The following is a 21,317-nucleotide window of genomic DNA, read 5'->3' on the forward strand; positions in this document are numbered from 1 at the left end:
TGTGTTGTACTGGCGGGGTGATCGAATCCGGTGAGGTGACCGACGTGGTCGACGCTGTGGTCGAGCAGTCGTTGCTCGGCGGCCCACGACGGTACACGCGTGCCCAGGTGGCCGAGCTTTCCGGAGTGTCTGTCGAACGTGCCAAGAAGCTGTGGGTGGCACTCGGTTTCCCCGCCGCGGCGAGTGACGACGACGTGGTGTTCACCGATGCCGACATCGCCGCGGTGCGCCACTTCACCGCGATGGACCCGGTCGCGGGGGCGAGCGAGCAGAGTCAGATCGCCGCCGCCCGCAGTGTCGGTCAGGCGATGGCGCGGCTGGCCGAGTGGCAGGCGGATCTGATCGCCCGTGAGATCGGCAGCCGCATCGCCGCCGAAGGCGGGCAGTCGATGTCCGAATCGAACCGCGAGGCCACGGCCCGGACCATCGCGGTGCTCACCAATTTGCAGCAGTACGCGTGGCAACGACATCTCGCCGCGGCGCTGAGCCGCTCACTCGAATCCGACGGCGCCACACGGCAACTGCTCGTCGGCTTCGCCGATATGGTCGGCTACACCCGGCTCTCCCGTCACCTCGATCTCGACGAGTTGACGGATCTGCTGGAGACATTCGAGACCACCACCACAGAAGCGGTCACCGCCCACGGCGGCTGGGTGATCAAGAACGTCGGCGATGAGGTGATGTTCGCCGCCGAGAACGCCCGCGACGGCGCGCGAATCGCCCTGGCGATGCACGCGGCGGTGGCCCGCGCGGCGCAGACTGTTCCGGAAATGCCCCAGATCCGGATGGGCCTGGCGTACGGGCCCGTCCTGACCCGCTTCGGCGACCTCTACGGCACGGTGGTGAACGTCGCCGCTCGGCTGACCGGCGTGGCCCGTCCTGGGACCGTCCTCCTCGACGACGGCGCCGCCGCGGCTCTGGATGACGACGACCAATTCCTTCTGCGCCATCTGCGCAGCGTGCGGGTCAAGGGATTCTCACGGTTGCGCTCCCACGTGTTGCGGGAGCGGCAGCGCAAACAAAGCTGACCGGTTACCGGCCGAGCCCCGTGGCGAGATGATGTGCGGGCCCGTTGGATCGCGTTCACTCGCCGATCATCAACCGTACGAGTCGGGGCCTTTCCCGCTGTACGCGGTCGGTTCCTACGTCCAGCTCAGTACCCTTTCACGCCGAACGGGCAGCGCACGACAACTGGGGTCCCGGTCTCGTCGGGGTGGTCGGTAACGCTGTCGTGGAGATCTATCACCGTTGAGAGATCGCGGGGCCCGATTGACAGGTCGGACGAATGAGCAAGCGGTCGGCCGGGGCCGGTGCGGATAGGCTGGCGTCATGTCGGACACGGTGTCATCCAAGGGTTTCTCGGTCGCGCTGGTGCTGGGCGGGGGTGGTCCGGTCGGTCTGACGTGGTTGGCGGGATTGGCTACAGGGTTGCGGGACAACGGTATCGACTTGACGCTGGCCGACCGGTTCGTGGGAACCTCCGCCGGGTCGGTGGTCGGTGCGGTCCTGGCCGACGGTGGCGATCCGGCGCGCTTGTTGCGGCCGCCGTCCACGTCGGCGGCGCCGGTGCGGGCGGATCCGGCGCGAATCGCGGAGATATTCGCCGTGCTGCGCGCCCCTGGCCAGGATCCGGCCCAGGCACGCCGCCGGGCGGGGGAGCTGGCGCTGGCCGCGCAGGCCGGTGATCCGGACGAGCACGTCGCGCGCATCGGCGGGCTGGCCGGTGTGGCGCAGTGGCCGTCGCGCGATCTCGTCGTGACCGCGATCGACATCACCACCGGTGAATTACGGGCATGGACCAAGGACGGCGCGGCGTCGCTGCCCGAAGCGCTGGCGTCCAGCACCGCGGTGCCCGGCGTCTTCCCGCCGATCCCGATCGACGGCCGCCACTACTTCGACGGCGGGTTGCGCTCGCCGGTCAACGCGGACCTGGCCGCGGGCGCGGATGTCGTGGTGATCCTCGAACCCTTGGCGCACATGTTCCCGCGCATCCCCAGCGATCGCGAGCTGGGCTCGGCGACAGAGGTTTCCATTGTCCCCGATGAGGAAGCCATCGCCGCGTTCGGAATCGACGTGTTCGACTCGGCGGCGCTGGCTCCCGCGTATTCGGCGGGCGTGCGCCAGTCTGCCGAAGCCGCGCTGCTGCTGAAGGACGTCTGGCCCGAAGGCTGACCGAGCCGTGGCGACCGCCGGTCGATCGGGCGGGCGTGTCCCGTCGCTAGACGCCCGGCGCCGCTGTGGTCGTCGGCCTCATCCCCGACTACGGTCCGGCGCGTACCCGAGGATGCCCTGGTCTCCAAGTAGTCGTGGAAACCGAATTCACCCCGGTCCCGGCCGTTTCCGTTCTTGCGATAGCCGCCGAAGGGTGCGTGGAAGTCGAAGGCGTCGTTGATGGTGACCCAACCCGCCCGGATGCGGCGGGCCATGGCGCGAGCCCGGTCCGGATCGGCGCCCGCGACGTTGCCTCTCCGAGGCGCACCGGTAGGGGCAGATCAGTCGTCCGGAGTCTCGGTGAAGCGCTGGAGGTACAGCGGCTCGCCGAGTTTCTCCACCAGATCGAGTTCGGTTTCCAGGTAGTCGACGTGCTGTTCTTCGTCTTCCAGGATCTGCTCGAAGATACGAGCGGAGGTCACGTCGCCGCGTGAACGCATCAACTCGATGCCACGGCGCAGCCGTTCGACCGCTTCCATCTCGATCTGCAGGTCGGCCCGCAACTGCTCGGGCACGCTCTGCCCGATGCGCAGCGGGTTGAGCTTCTGGTAGTTCGGCAGGCCCTCCAGGAAGAGGATTCGATCGGTGAGGATCTCGGCATGTTTCATCTCATCGATGGACTCGTGCCGAGTGTGCCGGGCCAGCTTGGTAAAGCCCCAGTTCTCCTGCATCTTGGCGTGCAGGAAGTACTGGTTGATCGCCGTGAGTTCGGCCGTCAGCTGCTCGTTGAGCAGCGCAACGATGTCCTTGTCGCCGTCCATAGCAGCGATCGTGGCACAAAATGCGCGCAGCGGCGGGCAGACCGCCTGGTGTGTCGGCTCAGGCGGCCGAGGGCTGCGCTCCGGTGGATGCCCGCGCGCGGCCGATCACCTCGGCCAATCGCGCCGTGCAGCTGCCGCAACCGGGCTTCCATCCGCAGGCGTTCTTCACCTGGCGGATGCTGTCGGCGCCCGCCGAAACGCAGGTGTGCACGTCACCTTCGGACACCGCGTTACAGATGCAGACATACATGAAGCCTCACAACCAGGTCACTTTATCGCTGAGGTTAGCCTCGACTAACGAGGTAAGCCTCCCCTAATGTATAGCAGCTCGAAGCAGCGGTGTGAAGTCGGTGCCGACGCGAGCCCCGGCGCAGCGGATAGGGGCCGCCAGCCGGCCAGCGGCTTCGCGGCCGGCTGCCGCAATTCGCTGGACTTGATCTTGGCGCAGGCGGTGAGCGCCATGTCCTCCTCGGTGAACAGCAGCACGTGGCGCGGCACCTTATAGCCGGCCAGCCGCTCACCCAGGAAAGCCCGCAGTCGTCCACCGCCGCGCCCGCCTGTGGCACCACGCACGCCACCACGGCCCGCGGCCGCGACACTGGCTGTGCTCTGGAGGGCCGCTGGGCCGGGCCTGGGGTTGACGGCCGGACCTGATGTGGTGGACACCGCGCCGGCCGGGCTACTGCGCGACACGCTCGCGGAATTGGGCAGCGCCGCACCGGATTCCGGCGCGACACTGATCGCTCACGCGACCATCGGTACGCTCGCCGAGCGGTTGCGCCGACACGGCGAGCCCGTTCCCGGCGACGTCGAGCGCGTCACGGGCTTCTGCCTGCGCGCCCTGACTCCGCCGGGTCCGGGATGAATCCGCGCCTGTCGACGTAGGTGAGGGTGGGCGCGTTTCGTTCTGGTCGACAAAACCATCCCGGGCTGAGACCCGGAATACGCGGGAAAAAGGGCGCCGGGCCCGGCTCAGACGGTGATCTCGACGACGTCGCGGATCCGGAAGCGGTCACTGGAGGTGATCTCGACCGCCTGCCGGGCGACCACGACCGCGGCGTCGCGATCGAAGCGGTAGCCGACCTCGAGCGAATCGGGCACGACGGTCGAGCGCGCGCCGTCGCGCAGACGTTCGGCTCGCGCGGTGGTCGCCGCGTCCAGAGCCGCTACGGCGTCGAAATCGTCGCCCGATGGCGGGCGGGTCTCGTCGGCGCCCGCGATCGGGACTGTCGTGTCCGATATCGAGCAGAGCCGACCGGTCGGGTCGAGCGTCACGCTCAGTTGACCATCGCCGCCTGCCACCGCGGCGACGCCGTCGTAGACCTGGCGGTAGTGCAGGGTGTACTCGGCCACCGATGCCGCTACCTCGTCACCGTCGCGGCTGCCACCGCCGTGGAAGGTGGCCGACATGCCGGCCAACGCCAGGTCGTGGCCGAGGTCGAGTTGCCGGACCGCGCGATCGGCGATATCCCGAACCTCCTGTGGTGCGATGCTGTCGGCAGTGCGGTCCGGCTCGGCGTAGAACACGTGGTACGCGCCGTCCGGATGCATGACCAGCCGCGGTTCGAATTCGACCGGAGCATAGTATTCCTCGGCTGTGGGCGACGCAGGCTCGGCGAGCACGGCCCGCAGACCGAACCGTTCGGCGAGCTCGGCGGCGGTATCCGCGTCGGCGCGACGGCGCGACAAGCGCAGCGACCACGGTTGGCGAGGAACGTGAATGCCGAGGTCGACCTCGATGGGGACCTGGCCCGCCCATCGCCACCAGTACCAATTGTCCGACACCGGCTCGCCGAAGAAGAGACGCTCGTTCCACAGCCGATCCTGTGCCTCCCGGACGGTGGCGCCGCATGCCGCCGAGGACACCCGGTGATCGTTGTGGAAGATCGACAGCGCGGCGTCCTGCCAGGCCTGGCTGAACGACTTGCCGGTGTTCCACTCCTTGAAGAACCGCGTCCCCTGCTGATCGGTGTCGAAGGTGAGGCTGTCGAACCCGAACAGCATCCGCGCGCCCAGGTTCGGCGTATGCCAGGTGCGAAATGGGCTGTGCCCGTCGTGCATTCGCAACGATTCGCATCCGTGGAGGAACAAGTAGCGCAACCGCTGGTCACCGAAACTCATCCGATCCGACCACGCGTAGATGGTGTCGTCCCAGGTCCGGCCCATCGCGGTGAGGAACACGCCGTCGTCCATGGTCGTGCTGTGCGCGTAGTGATAGAAGACCTTCACCGAGTCCATGCCGAGGCGGTCCTGCCAGTTGTCGTACTCCTTGTCGTAGCGCCATTCCCGGACGTCGTCGTCCTTGGCGTGGAAATTGATCGTGTTGAACTTCGCGACGTAGTCGAGGAAGCCGTTGACGCAGGCGTGCGGGTGACTCAGTGGGGCGTCCTGCGGGTAGACCTGAACCGACGCGCCGGCGTAGATGTTGTCTGACATGGCTGAATGGTCGCGGACGTCGGCCATCGGAGCACGGGTAGCCGACTACTCGATTCGCGCGGGTCATCGGCCGTTTCCGACCTGGTTGAACCGAACGTCGCGATCGGCGGCGAACTCGCGGGGCATGCCGAGCACGCGTTCGCTGATGACGTTGCGCGCCATCTCGGTGCTGCCGCCCGCCAGGCTCCACGCCGACCGGAACAGGTAGTCGAGGCAGACCCGCGTCGTGTCCGCCGCGTCGCCGGGCCTGTGGGTGGCCGCGGTGGACCCGGCGATGCGTACCGCCATATCGGTTTGCGGCCAAGCGTTCTCGGCGGTACGGGATGGCGGATGTTGTCGCACAGCACCAGTGCGCCCACGCGCAGGCGCGTGGTGCTCCGGCCGGCAGCGCGGTGGCGGCCGTCCACGCCTCGCGCGCAGCACCGGACCCCCTCCGAAGCGATTGTGACCTCTGCTACAGATCCGGCCATGACCGGACATGTATGTCCGGTTATATTACTGTCCCCTAGCGGCCATGGTGGGCCGCGCGAGATCCGAGCTCGCGTCCGATCTTCGAGGGTGTGTGATGTCAGCAATTTCGCGCCGGTCACTGTTGACCGGAGCAGCCGCGGCGGGCGGTCTCGTGGTCGCCTCCCGCTACGCGAACACGACGAGTCCGATCGCCGCGCGGGTGAACAGCGTTCCGCTCACCCGGGAGGAGCATCGGGTGGTCGTCGTCGGATCGGGGTTCGGCGGTGGTGTCACCGCCCTGCGCCTGGCCGAGGCCGGAGTTCGGGTCCTGGTGCTGGAACGTGGTCTGCGCTGGCAGACCGGCCCGGACGCGGAGACCTTCCCGCGCGCTTCGGCGCTGGACAAGCGGGTGCTCTGGTACAAGTCCAGCCCCGTATTGTTCGGCAAGCCGTTGGTCTTCGAGCCGTACACCGGACTCGTCGAGGCGGTGCCCGGTACCAATATGACCGCGCTGTGCGCGGCGGGCGTGGGCGGGGGATCGCTGGTCTATCAAGGGATGTCCCTGCAACCGACGCGGGAGGTGTTCGATACCCACTTCCCCGAGGCCTTGGACTGGGCGACGATGGATCGGGTGCACTACCCGCGGGTGGCACGCATGCTCGGCTTGGCCGTCGCCCCGGACGAGTTGATCGCCAGTCCCAACTACGCGGCCGCGCGGGTCTTCGCCGACCATGTGCGCCGCGCCGGGCTTCCGCTGTCGAAGATCCCGATGCCCATCGACTGGAACTTCGCCCTGGCCGAACTACGGGGCGAGATGAAGCCTTCCTACACCAACGGCGACGGCGCCATGGGGGTGAACAACGGCGGCAAGCATTCGGTCGACGTCACCTACATCGCGGCCGCCGAGGCGACCGGCCTGGTGACGGTCGAGCCGCTGCACCAGGTCACCGATGTCGAGCGTGCCGCCGACGGCAAGTGGATCGTCCACGTCGAGCGCCTGGACACCAGCGGCGCCGTACTGGAGAACAAGATCATCACCGCCGGTGCGCTGGTGCTGGCGGCCGGAAGTCTCAACACCACAAGACTGCTGGTGCGCGCCTCGGCGAAAGGCCTGATCTCCGATCTGCCCGACGGACTCGGCGAAGGCTGGGGCACCAACGCCGACCGCATCTACCTGTGGACCGATCCGACCGCGAGTTTCGGTGCGGAGCAGGGCGGTCCAGTGGTCTACGGCAGCAAGAACTGGTCCGACCCGCACTCCGCTCACACCCTGATCCAGGCGTCCATCCCGCCCATGGGCGCCGATGCCAACAGCACCATGATGGTCGGGTACGGCGTCAGCGACGGTCGTGGGCACTTTGTCTACGACGCGGCCCGCGACGACGCGATTCTGCAGTGGCCGCAGGACGGTGACAGCCACATCCAGGACAATTACATCGGTCCCTCGGCCCACCGGATCGCCGGTCCGGCAAGCATTCTCACCGACACCAACCTGCTGTTCCCGTCGACCTGGCACCCCTTGGGCGGTGCGAGTATGGGAGCCGTCTGTGATCTGGAGGGCCGGGTGCACGGCCAGCGGGGCCTGTACGTGCTCGACGGTGCGCTCATGCCCGGGAACACCGCGGCGTGCAACCCGTCGATGACGATTGCCGCTATTGCCGAGCGCGCTTTGGACACCTTGGCGGCCAATGACGTCGGCACGGTCTTCTGACCGTTGCCGCCGGGCTCAGGGCCGTGGTCAAGCGTCGGGCAGCACCGGGCGCACCGCCGTGGCCTCGGGGCCGCGCTTGCGCATGGCGGCGGTGAACACCACAGGCTGACCCGCGTGCAGCGCTTTGTATCCCGTGGTCTCGATGCTGGTGTACTCCACGAAAACCGGCGTGGGATCGTCTTCGGGCTGTAGAAACCCGAAGCCCTTCTCGATGTTGAACCAGACCACCGTGCCGCGGCGCCAGTATTCCGCCGCGCCACGGGGGTGGTAGGGCTGTTCGGTCACGAAAGTCAAGGATAGAGGCCGGATCACGCAGCGCTGCGGCGCACCGGATCGGAATGCATGATCCGCCGCCACCAAGCGTCCAGCGGACTGGGGTCGGGCCAGATGATCGCGGCGTCGGAGGAAATCCCGGCTCCGGCCTCGGCCGCCGGGAGCACGGGGTCGGGTGAATCGGTGGCTGCCATAATAGGATGCTCCATCAAGTACGCTCCGGTAGCACGAAACCGCTTGTGCGATAACATCTTCTATATATCAGCGTGAGGCGGGCCCGGTATTCCGGGCCCGCCCGAAAAAGCGGGAATGACACTCTTCGCGGATTGATTCCGATATCACTGGCTGCGACATCACCTCGCTTTCGATTGTGCGGGAGTCTTGCGGTCTACGCGGCTTCAGACGTCGATCGCCTTGTGCCCGTTACCGCGGCCGATTTCGATCTTGCGTGGCTTGGCCTTCTCTGCCACAGGAATCGTGAGGCGAAGAACGCCGTCGGTGTAGTCGGCGCGAATCTTGTCGGTGTCGAGGTTCTCGCCCAGGAACAGCTGACGGCTGAACACGCCGCGAGAGCGTTCCGCGGCGATCATCTCCCGGCCCGTGTCCAGTTCGGGACGACGCGCGCGTACCGTCACCACATTGCGCTCGATGTCCAGGTCCAGGGATTCGGGATCGATGCCGGGCAGGTCGAACTCCACGACGAACTCCTCGCCGGCGCGCCAGGCATCCATCGGCATCACCGCGGGGTGCGCCTTCGTGCCGAACACCTGCTGCGTCAGACGGTCCAGATCGCGGAACGGATCGGTGCGCATCAGCATGGTCGCCACCTCCAACTCACTCCATTCTCCATAGTAGGGGCCAGATAACCTCTGTTGTCTGGCATAGATTTTTTGTACCACCAGAGGAAGTTGAGCGCAAGGCGCTAAACTATGAAATCTGTCGGCCGAAGTGAAGTGAGGATGGATGGCGCAGGACAGGGGCGACTCGGGGCATCTGCCGGATCCCGACCAAGCGGTGTACGGGATTTCGGTCGCTGCCGAACTGGCCGGAATCGGGGTGCAGACGCTCCGGCTCTACGAGCGTCACGGATTGCTGACCCCTGCGCGCAGCGACGGAGGCACCCGCCGCTACAGCGGCGACGATCTGGCCCGGCTGCGGCGAATCACCGACTTGGTCGCCACGGGAGCGAACCTGGCAGGCATCCGCCGCATTCTCGACTTGGAGGACGCGAACGCCGACCTGCACGCGGACAACGACCGGCTGCACGCGGCCAACGACCGGTTGCAGGCCGACAACGTCCGTCTGCGAGACGCGCGGAACCATCCGCCCGGTGGCGCATAGGTTCCGGGACTATGCCGAAAAGGGTGTGCGCAGATCGACCACCGTGCCGGTATCGCCGGCGGTCACGGTGACCTCTGGAATGAGTGCGCGGATCAGTGGCATACCCCGACCCCGCAGGGAATCGGCTTGCTGGTCGGGCTGTTTCCAGCGGCCGCTGTCGGAAATGGTCACCCGGAGTTCCTCGCCGTCGATCGACGCGCGCAAGCGGACCACGCCGCCGTCGCCCTGATGGCCGTGCTCGACGGCATTCGTACACGCCTCACCGACGGCGAGTAGCACGTCGTAGGCCGGGGCCGCGGCCATGCCGCACTGGGTGAGCCATTCCTGCAAGGTATGCCGGACGTTGGCCAATTGCACCGCCTCGGCGGGGAAGTCCAGCTCCAGCGGCGTCACGGCGTTGGGTAGGGGGACCCGCTCGCCCGCGCTCACGAGCGCGTACCAGCCGCCGGGAGCGCAGTGTGTCTGTCGCGGGCCGGTTTTCCCGTCGTCGTGCCTCGCCGATAGCGTCGATGCGCCGTCACCTCGTTACCTCCCTATCGGGGATCGGTGCGCTGTACTCGCCACGCCGAGCACGTGGACCGCCGTCGAGCTCGGCTGTCGTGTTCGCCGTGGATGTGCCGTTCTCCCCGAGCTATACCCAGTTGATCATTCCCCATGCAAGGCCGCGGTCCCGTCGGTGAGAATCTCCGGCGCCGGCACCGCGGCGAGCGCCATCACAGGATTTGCCGCGGCAGCCGGACGACCTGGACGAAGAACTCATCGATCTGTTTGATGGCGGCGACGAACTGGTCGAGGTCCACCGGCTTGGTGACGTACGCGTTCGCGTGCAGCCGGTAGCTGCGCAGAATGTCCTCCTCGGCCGCGGAGGTGGTGAGCACGACCACCGGGATGTGCGACAGATCGGGGTCGGCTTTGATCTTCTCCAGCACCTGCCTGCCGTCGTACTTGGGCAGGTTCAGGTCGAGCAGGATCAGATCAGGCCGCGGGGCGTCCGCGTGCCGTCCTTGGCGATAGAGGAATTCGAGCGCCTCCTCGCCGTCCCTGGCGACGTGCAAGGTGTTGCCGATCTTGTTGTCCTCGAAGGCTTCTCGCGTCATCAGCTCGTCGCCCGGGTCGTCCTCCACGAGCAGGATGTCGATGGGCTGGCCGGGATCGGTCATGCGGTGGCTCCTTCGGGGGCGGGTACGTCGGCGGTGCGGCCGGTGAGGTCGGATTCGGCGGTGCGCAGGGTGAAGTAGAAACGGGCGCCCGCGGTGTACTCGGTATCGATCCAGATCCGGCCACCGTGATACTCCACGATCTTCTTGCAGACAGCCAGCCCGATACCGGTTCCGCTGTACTCCTCACGATTGTGCAGCCGCTGGAAGATGACGAACACCTTCTCGGCGAATTCGGGCGCGATACCGATGCCGTTGTCCGAGATCGACAGCAGCCAGCCACTGCCGTTCTCGGCCGGTTCACAGGTGATCTCGATCCGCGGTACGCGGTCGGGCTCGCGGAACTTGATGGCGTTGGCGATCAGGTTCTGCCACAGCATGGTCAGCAGGGTCGGATCGCCGATGATCTCGGGCAGCTCGTCGGGTCGCTGGATGCTCGCGGCGGTGTCATCGATCACCGCGGAGAGATTGGTCAGCGCCTTGTCCAGGGACGGGCCGAGGCCGGTGGGTTCGGTGCGGTCGGTGACGCGGCCGACACGGGAGAAGGTGAGCAGGTCGTTGATCAGCACCTGCATCCGCTTGGCGCCGTCGACGGCGAAGTCGATGTACTGCTTGCCGCGCTCGTCGAGCTTGTCGCCGTAGCGCTTCTCCAGCAACTGGCAGAAAGACGCCACCTTGCGCAGCGGCTCCTGCAGATCGTGTGAGGCGACGTAGGCGAACTGCTCCAGCTCGGCGTTGGACCGGCGCAGTTCCACGGCCTGCAGGTCCAGATCCGTCTTCTGCTCCGCGAGCACCGCTTCCTTGGCTCGGGAGGAATCCAGCTCGGCGACGATGCGGCGGCGCATGCTCTCCACCGCGTTCGCGACGGTCGCCAGGTCGGCGGGGCCGTGGGCCTCGATGTGATGATCGAAGTCGCCGCCCGCCACCCGCAGCGACGCATCCGTCAAGGACCCGAGGGGACGGACGATCAAGCGCCGGATCAGCACGGTCAGCAGGACACCGGTCAGCAGGAACGCCACGACCATCCCGGCCAGCACGGCGTCCCGGACCGCGCGAGTGTGTGTCAGCTCGTCCTCGTCGTGCGCGATGGCCGCCGCGAGACTGCTGTTCTGGGTGTCGAAACGTGTCCGGATGTCGTCGAACAGCGGCTTACCGCGGACCGGCGTGGTGGAGTCGGTGCCGAGGGGTGATCCAGAGGCCAACCCCGCGACCAGCGGCTCCGCGAACTCGTCGCGCCAGCGCTGTGCGGCCTGCTCCACGGCGTCGAGCTCGTCGAGCAGCGGCTGTCGATCGGCCAGCAGCTCGCGCAGGCGGGTCGCCGACTGCGCCTCGTCCCGGGTGCCGTCCCGGTAGGGCTGGAGGAACTGCGGGTCGGCGGTGATCCGGTAGCCGCGCAGACCGGTCTCCTGGTTAACCAGGGCACTCTGTAACCGGTAGGCTTCGGCCGCCGCGGGCAACGTCCTGTCGATGAGCCGATCGGTCACGCGGTTGGTCTGCGCGATCACCTGGGCGCCTGCCACGGTGCCGATGATCACCACCAGCACCATCGCGGCCAATACCAGTTGGAACCAGGCCTGGGCGGTCAATCGTGCGCTGAGCGGCGCTCGACCGGTCGTCATCGTCATCGCTCCTGTTCTTGCCCGTCGCCGTTCCATCCCAGATACAGAATGGCGACATCGTCGTCCAATCCGCCGGACGCACCCGCCAGCGCCTCCACGCGACCGATCAGCTCGTCGACGAACCAGTCGGGATCCGCGGCTCGCACGGCGCGTGCGACCTCCATCAGCCCTTGCTCACCGAGTCGTTCCCGATCGGTTCCGGCGTGCCCTTCGAACAGGCCGTCGGTGAACACCATCAGCCCGGAGCCCAGCGGCAGCTCCAGATCGTGGACGGGCCACTCGGCACGACCGGGCAGGAAGCCCAGGGCGGGCCCGCCGGGGACCTCGACCCAGGTCAATCCGGAAGCCGAGCGCAGCAGCATCCCCGGGTGCCCGGCCCGCAGCACCTGGGCGCGGCGGTCGCCGGGATGCAACACCAGGCTCGTGACCGTCGCGAAGGTCTGCTTGCCGGTGCGTTCGGCCAGCAGCACTTGCTCGAGCAGCCGCAGTTGCCGTGCGCCGGTGACGCCGCTCAGCACCAGGGTGCGCCAGGCCAGGCGCAGGGCCACGCCGGTCGCCGCCTCGTCCGGGCCGTGGCCCGACACGTCGCCGATGACGGCGTGCACCGTGCCGTCCGCGTCCTGCACGACGTCGTAGAAATCGCCGCCGAGCAGTGAATGGGCCCGGCCGGGACGGTAGCGCGCCACGACGTCGACGACCCGCTGTCCCCGCAACAGCGGGGTGGGCAGCAGACCGCGCTCCAGCCGCGCGTTCTCTTGCGCGCGCATATTGCTCGCCTGCAGGGCCGCGCTGGTGCGCTCGGCCTGCTTGCGCTGGATCGCGTACCGCACGGCGCGCCCGAACAGCTCCGGCTCGACCCGGCCTTTGACCAGATAGTCCTGGGCTCCCGCCGCGACCGCGGCCAACCCGGTCTGCTCCTGATCGAGCCCGGTCATCACCACGATCGCGACCTGGTCGGTGTGCTTGCGGATGCGCTCCACCGCCTCGAGCCCGTTGGCATCGGGCAGATGCAGGTCCAGCAGCACACAGTCGGGCACGGCCGAGGCGAGGTGCTCGGCGGCCTCCGCCAGCGACCGGACCCAGTCCAGTCGCAGGCCCGGCGCGCCGTCCACGACCAGTTCCTCCACCAGCAGCGCATCCCCCGGATCGTCCTCGATCAAGAGCACCGAAGGTTGCTGCCACGGCCAATCCGCGCCGACCATCACCTCGGGATCGTCGTCTGTCCCGTCACGCCGCACGGACACCGCCGGTCGTGGGTCCGGTGGTGACGAAACGACTGACACCACTGATGCCGTCGTCGGCGAACACCGACAACCCGGCCTCCGATCCCCAATGGCGGCACCAGCGCACGCCTACTGTCTCAGCGGCCGTTTGCTGGACCGAGAGGCAGGCAAGATCGTATCCGATCCGCCACCCGACCGAGACATGACGGTGTTCACCTGGGCAGAAGCGGAGGCTGGGCGCGAAGGGCGCGGGAAGATCAGACCATGGTGCCCGTCAGTCGTGCGGTGCTCCGCTCGTCGTCCCGGGTCGCGCCGTCACGGCGCGGGGAGCGGACTTCCGCCAAGCTGCGTGCGACGACCGTGGCATGGACCGCGATGACGGCAAGGGAAGCCGAGCCGATCACAGCAAGAAGCACAACCACGACAGATACCGGTCCTTTCGGGTGCGAGCGGGCCGGTTGCCCGCTCGATCGAGTGCCGAGTTCGCGTCCACCGATCCCGGCGGGCGCGTGCTCCGCCTCCAACGTGCCCGCGTCGCTCCGGGCCAAACACACCGATCCGGCGGCGCGGACGGGTCGCGCGATCACGCGAGGACGACCTCGGCCGTCGCGCGACCGAAGATCTTGTGTCCGTCGTGCTCGGCGGTGACCGCGACGGTGGCGGTGCGCGTGTCCGCGTCCAGGTGTTTCACCCGGCCCGAGAACTCGATCCGGCCTCCGGTCGCGCCGACGTGCACCGGATTGGTCAGCCGGACGTTGTAGGAGCGCAGGGCCCCGGGGTCGCCCAGCCACGAAGTGAGCAAATCCACACTGAGCCCGATGGTGAACATGCCCTGCGCGACAACCGTCCCCATCCCCATCCTGGCCGCCGCCTCGGTGCTCCAATGGATGGGGTTCGGGTCGCCCGCCACTCCGGCGTAATTGACCAGGTCGCCTTGGCTGACCGTGAGTGTGCGTGGGGGAAGTTCCGCGCCGGGACGCACGGCTTCGAACCGCCGTCCCCGCGGGTTCGCCGATGTGACGGGCGTCTCGCGGGAGGGCTCGCTGCCGTTCCCCACGCGGCGCGGGTCGGGGACCCGGCGCTGCTGCCGGGCCTCCGGGCGTACTCCGTGCATCACCACAGCGTCCAACCAGGCAGGCAAGGCCTCGTCGGCCCGCCCGACCAAGCTGGTCCGAGACGTGAGCACCGGGCGATCGTCCCGGTCCAGGATGGTCTGACGCAGGACGATGAGGTCGCCGCCGAACGCGTGCCGGAACGAGTCCAGAGACATCTCGAAACCGATCCGGTCGCCGGCCAGGAGCGGACGGTGGAATTCGATCATCTGGTCGGTCTGGATGGTCCGGCTCAGGTCGTAGCCCGGCAGGATCGTGTCGAACACCTCGGCGTAGGCGAGATACCCGGGCACCGCGCCGAAGGTCGGCGGAGCGACCAGGTTGCCGTAGCCGAGGTCGGCCGCGGCGTCCTCCGACCAGTGCGCCGGGTGCCGATTGCGCACCGCGCGGGCGTACTCACGGATCTTCTCGCGGGCGACCTCGTAGTGATCGCCGCTGCGATACCGGCGCCCGACCATAGCGGCGGGCACCGCGGCGTCGGCCGCGTCGTTCGCACTCGATGTAGCAGGGATTCTGGACATCGCGGGGGAATCTACCCAAGGAGAGGCGGATTTCCGGTCAGCCCGCATCGCACGCCGTTTCGCGGCCGGAGACGTCCGCGGACCGGGGCGCCTCGGTCGCCGATCGTGGCGGTTCAGCACAGATTCCGCTCGGCGGCCACCACCACGGCGGCGGCCTCGTCCACCGATTGGTGCGCGCTCACCCGCACAACGATGTCGGCTTCGGGCGCTCCCGCCGCCAATTCCCGGCACACCGCGTAGCCCAGATCGAGCAGCGCCGCGGTCACGCCGTCGCCCGCGGTCCGCACGCCGAGCCGCTGTAGATCGGCGAAATAGCCTTTGGCGGCACCGCGCGGGGCGTGCGCACGCGCTTCGGTGACGAGGAACGCCGCCGCGACCGCGGAGACGGACAACGTACAGACGACCAGCACCCCGCACAGCGCGAGCTTCATTTCGTTTCCCATCGAAGGAATCTGTGGTCGGACGGAATTCGGCATGCGACAGCCGACGCAGCCTAGCCGGGCGGCGGCCGCCCCGCCGAAGAGCCCCCGTGCCGGTCGTGCGCGTACCGATCGCGCGCCGCCGGTGGCGCGGACCCGGTCGCTCCTCGTCGCGGAGGGCCTGGTCAGCGCTAGTTTGAGCAGTGGTTCCCTGGGAAGTCGATCGACAGGACCGACGGGACGGGTACAGGCCTTCGGCTGGCCGCGGCCGCGATGCTGTTCGTCGAGCGCGGGAACCTACCCGCAAACCACGTCGCGGTCGTGAAGCGGTCGCGCCGCTCGTCCCCGCGGTCTCGTCGCCGGCCTCCTGCCTGCGGCTCCGTAGGAGAGGAGAGAGATGTCTGGCCCGAACTACACCACCGATGACGCCGGGATCCCGGTCCCCAGCGACGAGCATTCACTGACCGTCGGGCCGGATGGGCCGATCCTGCTGCAGGACTGGTATCTGATCGAGAAGATGGCGGCGTTCAATCGGGAACGCGTGCCCGAGCGCCAGCCGCACGCGAAGGGCGGCGGCGCGTTCGGCGTCTTCGAGGTCACCCACGACGTGAGTGCCTACACCATGGCCGAGGTATTCCAACCGGGGAAGAAGACGGAGATGCTGGCCCGCTTCTCCACCGTCGCGGGAGAGCGTGGCAGCCCCGACACCTGGCGCGATCCGCGCGGGTTCGCGCTGAAGTTCTACACCGAGCAGGGTAACTTCGACATGGTCGCCAACAACACGCCGATCTTCTTCGTGCGCGACCCGATGAAGTTCCAGGATTTCATCCGTTCCCAGAAGCGCCGCGCCGACAACAATCTGCGCGACCACGACATGCAATGGGACTTCTGGACGCTGTCGCCGGAATCCGCGCACCAGGTGACCTGGTTGATGGGTGACCGCGGTATCCCGCGCACGTGGCGGCACATGAACGGATACTCCAGCCACACCTACATGTGGGTGAACGCTTCCGGGGAACGGTTCTGGGTCAAGTACCACTTCAAGACCGATCAAGGCATCGAGTTCTTCACCCAGGACGAAGGCGATCAGATGGCGGCGATGGACACCGACTATCACACCCGCGATCTCTGGGAATCCATCGAAGGCGGCAATTTCCCGAGTTGGACGTTGAAGATGCAGATCATGCCGTTCGACGAGGCGAAGTCCTACCGGTTCAACCCCTTCGACCTGACCAAGGTGTGGCCGCACGGCGACTATCCGCTGATCGACGTCGGCAGGATGACGCTCGACCGCAATCCGGCGGATTACCACACCGAGATCGAGCAGGCGGCATTCGAGCCGAGTAGTTCGGTACCCGGCACCGGGCCGAGCCCGGACAAGATGCTGATGGCCCGCTGGTTCTCCTACCCCGACGCGCACCGGCACCGTATCGGCGCCAATTACAAGGAGCTCCCGGTCAATACACCGCACGCCACCACCGTCCGCTCGTACAGCAAGGATGGCGCGCTGCGGCACCACAACCCGGGTGATCCGGTGTACGTGCCGAACTCGAAGGGCGGCCCGCACGCCGATCCCGCCGTCGCTGGTCCGCCCGCGACGTGGCACACCGACGGCGAGCTCGTGCGCTCGGCCTACACGCTGCACCGGGACGACGACGACTGGGGCCAAGCGGGCACCATGGTCCGCGACGTGCTCGACGACGCGGCACGGCAGCGGCTGGTGGACAACATCGTCGGGCACCTGCTGAACGGCGTCAGCGCGCCGGTGCTGGACCGGGCATTCGAGTACTGGCGCAATGTCGACAAGAATCTCGGCGACCGGGTCGAGGCCGGGGTGCGCGCGAAACAGGACGAACTCGACCCAAAGGCGGCCGGACAAGCGAATCCGGCTCGCTCGTCGGCGCAAGCGAAAGCCTGACGGACGCCAACAAGCGGCCGGTGCCGACCGGCCGCTTGTTCGTTGTCTTTTCGTGATCTTTTCGTCGGGTGTCCCGCGCCGGCTCTTCGAGTGTGTGCGGGAGCATGACTCTCCGGATCCAGTGGACCGCAAGCACCGTGGTGTTTCGAACGAATTCGAGCTCGGTGACGCCCCGTGGTACCGGATGGATCGTACCGGGCCGGCCGACGCAGATCGGAGGACCGCATGATGGCGTTCGACGCCGATGTTCGACCTGATCAACGCTCGCGACACAGTTCGTGGGCCGCCTGGGCGATCGCCGCGGTTGGTGTGGCCGCGGCAGCGGTGGTTTCCGCCGCTCCCGCCGCGGCGGAGCCGTCGTCCGTCGGCGAGCCCGATCTCCCGCTGGACGTTCCCATTCCCGGTGGATTCCGGGGATTCTCCGAAATCCTGCGATTCGTTCCGCCCGCGCCGCCGGTACCGCAGATGCCGCTCGGTCGACCTGTGCCGCACCACGGCGGGATATCGGCGCCGCATCATGACGGTAGTTCGCTGCCACACCACGGCGGCGCGACCGGTCACACGGCGAAGGGGTAGGTTTCGGGCAGTTCCCCGGCTTCCCATCGGGAGGTACTGGTCGGTTCCAGTGCGCTGGTCTCGTCGATGTGGATCAGCGCGTCGAACTGGTTGGCGGTCCATGCTGCGGAAGCAGGTGGCTGCGCCGCTCGGTTCGCGACCGATAGGCGACGCCCGGTGTGGTCGCGCACACGATTCGGTTCACGGATCGACCCACTTCCTGGCACGTGGACTCGGGAGGCGGGCACGGCCACCACGATTCGCGTCGGACCCAGCCACCGCACCGCTCCAGCGCGGCGCGCTTGATCGCGCCGGTAGCGAGGCAGTCGTCGACCAGGAGCACGGTCTGGCCGCTACGTATCGCCTGATGGGTGCTGTCTGGGCGTAGTCCGTCTTCAGCCCGCGCACGGCCGGAGCGAAGGCGGAGGTATGCGCCTAACTCGGTTCCATGCGCCCATGTCGAGCCGTCGACGCCCTGGAGATCGTGTGTCGCATCGCCGCCATGTCGGACGGAGCGCGGCGCGGTGTGGGTGCTCTTCTTCTTCGAGGAGCGCGGAGAGCGAGTCCGATCCCACAGCCGACCGCGATGGCGAACGCCGCCCATTCCGAGCCCGACACCACGGTGACCGGGCCCCAGTCGTGCAGATGGTGCGGCGACACCATCGTCCAGTCGAACGACTCGGTGCGGGTGGGCGCCACCGTCGAGGGGCGCCACAGGATGGCGATCGCCAGAATGCTGCCCGCCGTTCGTGGCTGGATGCAGACCGCGCAATACCCCGCGACGACGGCGAGCGCGGCCGTGACCACATTGCGCATGCCACCTGGTGGGGCCACGGAGGCGAACAGCGCGACCGCCGCGAGCAAACCCGCGCCTATCAGGGGATTCGACGGTCGGATTCGGGTGCCGACCAGATACCCCAGCAGGATCAGGCCCAGCAGGAGCGGCACGCTCCATATCGGTCGCGGACCGTTGCCCACCGCGCTGCCTGTGGCGCTGAGCCCGACCGCGAGGTAGATCGCGATCCCGTCCCGGCGTGGTAGCAGCCAGGCGGCGACGGTCGTGGCCAGCAGGGTGCACAGTGCCGTCACGATCAGCGCGAGACTGCCGTCGCCGTGACGGAAGCGCCACTCCGCGACGGCCAATTCGGTCAGCACGAGCACGATCGCGGCGATGACCGGGCTGAGCGGCAGTTCCGGATAGATCGGTTCCGGCGTGAACCGGTGCCGGGTGACCACCTGGCACCCCAGGATGAGCCCGGCCACCGCCGCCAGCAACCACAGAGGTTGCGTTTCCAACACCGACCACACGTGTGGCTCGGCCGTCGCCCGATGCGGGTTGCCCAGCAGCCCCGACGCCTGCGAGAGCGTGATGATCACGAAGCAGCCGACAGCGCCCAGCACCAAACCCATCGCGGGCACGCGGCGGCCGAGTACGGCCACGCCCGTCGCGCCGAGCAGGATGCCGCTGCCGATCGCGTCGAGGTAGGCGGTGGTCGTCAGGACATCGGGCGAGGCGCTGTTCGCTTCGACCGTGTGCGTGACCAACAGCAGCGATGTCGCCGCCAGCGCGATCCACCACGCTGTACGCGCCCGGGCCAGGCTGACCGCGACCACCGCGGTGACCGCCGCGACCAGCACACCGATCGCTGCCTCCCGCGGCACGCTCAACACCAATCGATTCACCTGATAGGGCGTGCAATGACAGGTCCTGCCGAAGCTGAGCGGCACGACCAGCAACAGCCCGGCCACCGCGGCGGCCAGGAACGCGGTGACGCCTTCGAGTGCTTCACGCCATCGCACCACTCCACAGTCGTACCCAGTCGGGACGAACCGAACATCACCGGCACCGCGCCGCGCCGAAACTGGTACCAGCAGCACCTGGATACTTGTGTCCCGGTACGGGATGATCTCTGGAATGACCGAAGTCGTCGACGTGCGAGCAGTGCGCAAGGCGCGGCGCGCGGAACTAGGAGCCTTCCTCAAATCCCGGCGAGCGCGTATCTCACCCGAGGATGTCGGCATCCCCACGGGAACGCGTCGACGTACACCGGGGCTCCGTCGCGAAGAAGTCGCCCAATTGTCCGGGATCGGAATAACGTGGTACACGTGGCTTGAACAGGGGCGCCAAATCAATGTAAGCGTCCAGGTTTTGAATGCGGTGGCGCGGACGTTGTCGTTGGATGCGGCGGAGAAGGCGCATTTGTATCGGTTGGCGGACGTGCCGACGGTGCCTTCGGTGGATTCGGGGTCGGCGTTGCCGGAGGAGTTGCAGGTGATCTTGGATCACCTGGAGCCGTTGCCGGGGGTGGTGTTGAGTGCGAGGTATGACGTGTTGGCGCACAACTCGTCGTATGAGGCGTTGTGCCCGGGGTTTCTGGCGGGGGAGCGGAACGTGGCGCGTCGGGTGTTTTTGACTCCGGAGTGCTGCAACGCCTACCGTCATAATTGGGATGATCTGCGGCGGATGGTGGGGTATTTGCGTGGGGCGTATGCGAAGAATCTTGGTGATCCGGGGTGGGAGGAGTTCATTGCGGAGTTGTGTGGAGAAAGTGAGAGTTTCGCGTCGTTGTGGGCGTTGAATGATGTGGCGGTGCCGGTGAGTCGGACGAAGGCGGTGCGGAATTTGGCGGTGGGGGAGTTGGAGATGTTTTTGACGAGTATGTCGTTGCCGTCGGTGCCGAATGCGTGGATGCAGGTGTATACGCCGACCGGTGAGGTGGCGTGGGGGAAATTGCGGGAGTTGTTGGCGATGAGTCCGGAGGAGCGGTCGCGTCCGTGGGCGGAGCATCGGGAGATGTATCATGCGGCAGTGGGGTGAGGGCCAGGGTTGCTTCGGTGACGTGAACAATGATTGTGGCCCAACAACCGTGCCGTGGCGCGGGCTATCGCGTCGATCCCCGCCGATGCGTGGACACCGGTGAAGTATCCGGGCGCGGTCCGCGATCCCGACACCGGGAACTGGATCTCTGACGCCGAAGTCGCCGAAATCTTGTACACCGCTTTTGCCTCAGGCCCGATCGGGTCGCTGCCCGACTTATCGTGCGCCGCGTTCGCGATGCCGCCCGCCAGGACGAACTGTTCCCGGTCTGGCGGTACCACCCGTTCTTCACCGATACGACCGAACCCACCGTCGATGCCGACCTCACTCACCGCCGCCACGCGATCATCGAGACCGTGTTCGCTGACCTGATCGACGGCCCGCTGGCACACATGCCGTCCGGGCGGTTCGGCGCGAACTCCGCCTGGGTGCTGTGCGCGGCGATCGCCCATAACCTGCTGCGCGCCGCTGGCGCGCTCGCCGACCCGCAACTGGGCAGAGCCCGCGGAACCACGCTGCGACGCAAGATCATCGCAGTTCCCGCCCGGTTCGCCCGTCCGCAACGAAAACCTGTGCTGCACCTGCCCGCGCATTGGCCTTGGGCCACGGCTTGGCGGCAGTTGTGGCACGCCACCACTGCCACACTCTCGACCGCCTGAACACCCGCAACCGTCCCTACGACCAGGAACAACAGTGGAAGGGCTGGGCAGACCAGCGGCTACCGGCTACCACAACCCGCTGGTCCGCGCGCCAGCGGCGCGCGGACCACAGACAAACCGCATCCGTGAATCA

At 67.5% G+C, this 21,317-nt stretch carries 23 protein-coding genes and 2 pseudogenes; 8 read left to right on the forward strand and 17 right to left on the reverse strand.

The genetic code is table 11. The features are described from left to right. Positions 1-17 precede the first annotated feature (17 nt). A complete protein-coding gene (locus tag ACWEH3_RS28005) occupies positions 18-1,028 on the forward strand; it encodes an adenylate/guanylate cyclase domain-containing protein (RefSeq protein ID WP_450021871.1) in 1,011 nt (336 codons plus the stop codon). Positions 1,029-1,329: 301 nt separating this feature from the next. After that, complete coding sequence (locus ACWEH3_RS28010) at positions 1,330-2,172, forward strand: patatin-like phospholipase family protein (protein WP_450021869.1); 843 nt, start codon at positions 1,330-1,332, stop codon at positions 2,170-2,172. 78 nt (positions 2,173-2,250) lie between these two features. Here the strand turns inward: ACWEH3_RS28010 and ACWEH3_RS28015 are convergent. The 3 genes and pseudogenes from ACWEH3_RS28015 to ACWEH3_RS28025 all read right to left on the reverse strand — a co-directional run. Continuing rightward, a pseudogene (locus ACWEH3_RS28015) lies at positions 2,251-2,465 on the reverse strand (aldehyde dehydrogenase family protein); the annotation flags it as partial. A 27-nt stretch (positions 2,466-2,492) separates the two neighbouring features. Continuing rightward, positions 2,493-2,972, reverse strand: coding sequence for a bacterioferritin (bfr, locus tag ACWEH3_RS28020; RefSeq protein ID WP_039801806.1), 480 nt, complete (start codon positions 2,970-2,972; stop codon positions 2,493-2,495). A 58-nt stretch (positions 2,973-3,030) separates the two neighbouring features. Next, positions 3,031-3,222: a (2Fe-2S)-binding protein gene (locus tag ACWEH3_RS28025; RefSeq protein ID WP_355080904.1), complete on the reverse strand. Its 192-nt coding sequence runs from the start codon at positions 3,220-3,222 to the stop codon at positions 3,031-3,033. Between the two features lie 405 nt (positions 3,223-3,627). Here ACWEH3_RS28025 and ACWEH3_RS28030 point away from each other — a divergent pair, with 405 nt between their 5' ends. Continuing rightward, positions 3,628-3,837, forward strand: a complete 210-nt coding sequence (locus ACWEH3_RS28030; protein ID WP_450021866.1) for a hypothetical protein — start codon at positions 3,628-3,630, stop codon at positions 3,835-3,837. Between the two features lie 107 nt (positions 3,838-3,944). On the opposite strand, the gene ACWEH3_RS28035 is transcribed toward ACWEH3_RS28030, so the two are convergent. Both ACWEH3_RS28035 and ACWEH3_RS28040 read right to left on the reverse strand, forming a co-directional pair. Next, a complete protein-coding gene (locus ACWEH3_RS28035) occupies positions 3,945-5,408 on the reverse strand; it encodes a DUF6345 domain-containing protein (RefSeq protein ID WP_450021864.1) in 1,464 nt (487 codons plus the stop codon). A 63-nt stretch (positions 5,409-5,471) separates the two neighbouring features. Next, complete coding sequence (locus tag ACWEH3_RS28040; RefSeq protein ID WP_450021900.1) at positions 5,472-5,696, reverse strand: hypothetical protein; 225 nt, start codon at positions 5,694-5,696, stop codon at positions 5,472-5,474. A 277-nt stretch (positions 5,697-5,973) separates the two neighbouring features. On the opposite strand from ACWEH3_RS28040, the gene ACWEH3_RS28045 reads away from it, so the two are divergent. After that, positions 5,974-7,569 carry a GMC oxidoreductase gene (locus tag ACWEH3_RS28045; protein ID WP_450021862.1) on the forward strand — a complete coding sequence of 532 codons (1,596 nt, stop codon included), beginning with the start codon at positions 5,974-5,976 and terminating at the stop codon, positions 7,567-7,569. Positions 7,570-7,596: 27 nt separating this feature from the next. Here the strand turns inward: ACWEH3_RS28045 and ACWEH3_RS28050 are convergent, their stop codons facing one another. The 3 genes from ACWEH3_RS28050 to ACWEH3_RS28060 form a co-directional block, all read right to left on the reverse strand. Next, positions 7,597-7,854 (reverse strand): cold-shock protein, encoded by a 258-nt coding sequence (locus ACWEH3_RS28050; protein WP_450021860.1) that lies wholly within the window; start codon positions 7,852-7,854, stop codon positions 7,597-7,599. Positions 7,855-7,877: 23 nt separating this feature from the next. Further along, on the reverse strand, positions 7,878-8,036 hold the full coding sequence (locus ACWEH3_RS28055; protein WP_450021858.1) for a hypothetical protein: 159 nt from the start codon (positions 8,034-8,036) through the stop codon (positions 7,878-7,880). A 204-nt stretch (positions 8,037-8,240) separates the two neighbouring features. After that, positions 8,241-8,660 carry an Hsp20/alpha crystallin family protein gene (locus tag ACWEH3_RS28060; protein WP_450021856.1) on the reverse strand — a complete coding sequence of 140 codons (420 nt, stop codon included), beginning with the start codon at positions 8,658-8,660 and terminating at the stop codon, positions 8,241-8,243. Positions 8,661-8,805: 145 nt separating this feature from the next. On the opposite strand from ACWEH3_RS28060, the gene ACWEH3_RS28065 reads away from it, so the two are divergent. After that, positions 8,806-9,183, forward strand: coding sequence for a MerR family transcriptional regulator (locus ACWEH3_RS28065; RefSeq protein WP_450021854.1), 378 nt, complete (start codon positions 8,806-8,808; stop codon positions 9,181-9,183). A gap of 9 nt (positions 9,184-9,192) precedes the next feature. Here ACWEH3_RS28065 and ACWEH3_RS28070 read toward each other — a convergent pair whose 3' ends face one another. The 7 genes from ACWEH3_RS28070 to ACWEH3_RS28100 form a co-directional block, all read right to left on the reverse strand. After that, on the reverse strand, positions 9,193-9,612 hold the full coding sequence (locus ACWEH3_RS28070; RefSeq protein WP_450021852.1) for an ATP-binding protein: 420 nt from the start codon (positions 9,610-9,612) through the stop codon (positions 9,193-9,195). 284 nt (positions 9,613-9,896) lie between these two features. Continuing rightward, the gene (locus tag ACWEH3_RS28075; protein ID WP_450021850.1) at positions 9,897-10,343 is read right to left on the reverse strand and encodes a response regulator; all 447 of its coding nucleotides are present in this window, start codon (positions 10,341-10,343) and stop codon (positions 9,897-9,899) included. Continuing rightward, the gene (locus ACWEH3_RS28080) at positions 10,340-11,965 is read right to left on the reverse strand and encodes a sensor histidine kinase (RefSeq protein WP_450021848.1); all 1,626 of its coding nucleotides are present in this window, start codon (positions 11,963-11,965) and stop codon (positions 10,340-10,342) included. The genes ACWEH3_RS28075 and ACWEH3_RS28080 overlap by 4 nt, the downstream gene beginning before the upstream one ends. Continuing rightward, positions 11,962-13,161, reverse strand: a complete 1,200-nt coding sequence (locus ACWEH3_RS28085; RefSeq protein WP_450021896.1) for a PP2C family protein-serine/threonine phosphatase — start codon at positions 13,159-13,161, stop codon at positions 11,962-11,964. Before ACWEH3_RS28085 ends, ACWEH3_RS28080 begins: the two co-directional genes overlap by 4 nt. 278 nt (positions 13,162-13,439) lie before the next feature. After that, positions 13,440-13,604, reverse strand: a complete 165-nt coding sequence (locus tag ACWEH3_RS28090; RefSeq protein ID WP_355080886.1) for a hypothetical protein — start codon at positions 13,602-13,604, stop codon at positions 13,440-13,442. A gap of 161 nt (positions 13,605-13,765) precedes the next feature. Beyond that, positions 13,766-14,815, reverse strand: a complete 1,050-nt coding sequence (locus tag ACWEH3_RS28095; RefSeq protein WP_450021846.1) for a fused (3R)-hydroxyacyl-ACP dehydratase subunits HadA/HadB — start codon at positions 14,813-14,815, stop codon at positions 13,766-13,768. Between the two features lie 113 nt (positions 14,816-14,928). Then, positions 14,929-15,258: a DUF732 domain-containing protein gene (locus ACWEH3_RS28100; protein ID WP_450021844.1), complete on the reverse strand. Its 330-nt coding sequence runs from the start codon at positions 15,256-15,258 to the stop codon at positions 14,929-14,931. Between the two features lie 373 nt (positions 15,259-15,631). On the opposite strand from ACWEH3_RS28100, the gene ACWEH3_RS28105 reads away from it, so the two are divergent. After that, positions 15,632-17,152 carry a catalase gene (locus ACWEH3_RS28105; RefSeq protein ID WP_450021841.1) on the forward strand — a complete coding sequence of 507 codons (1,521 nt, stop codon included), beginning with the start codon at positions 15,632-15,634 and terminating at the stop codon, positions 17,150-17,152. A 557-nt stretch (positions 17,153-17,709) separates the two neighbouring features. Here ACWEH3_RS28105 and ACWEH3_RS28110 read toward each other — a convergent pair. After that, on the reverse strand, positions 17,710-17,955 hold the full coding sequence (locus tag ACWEH3_RS28110) for a hypothetical protein (RefSeq protein WP_450021839.1): 246 nt from the start codon (positions 17,953-17,955) through the stop codon (positions 17,710-17,712). A gap of 187 nt (positions 17,956-18,142) precedes the next feature. Continuing rightward, complete coding sequence (locus ACWEH3_RS28115) at positions 18,143-19,507, reverse strand: hypothetical protein (RefSeq protein ID WP_452358412.1); 1,365 nt, start codon at positions 19,505-19,507, stop codon at positions 18,143-18,145. Between the two features lie 115 nt (positions 19,508-19,622). On the opposite strand from ACWEH3_RS28115, the gene ACWEH3_RS28120 reads away from it, so the two are divergent. Further along, positions 19,623-20,525 (forward strand): helix-turn-helix transcriptional regulator, encoded by a 903-nt coding sequence (locus ACWEH3_RS28120; RefSeq protein ID WP_450021835.1) that lies wholly within the window; start codon positions 19,623-19,625, stop codon positions 20,523-20,525. A gap of 45 nt (positions 20,526-20,570) precedes the next feature. Then, positions 20,571-21,184: pseudogene (locus tag ACWEH3_RS28125) on the forward strand (IS1380 family transposase); the annotation flags it as partial. Positions 21,185-21,317: the final 133 nt, after the last annotated feature.

The sequence above is a fragment of the Nocardia sp. NPDC004718 genome, from assembly GCF_053601535.1.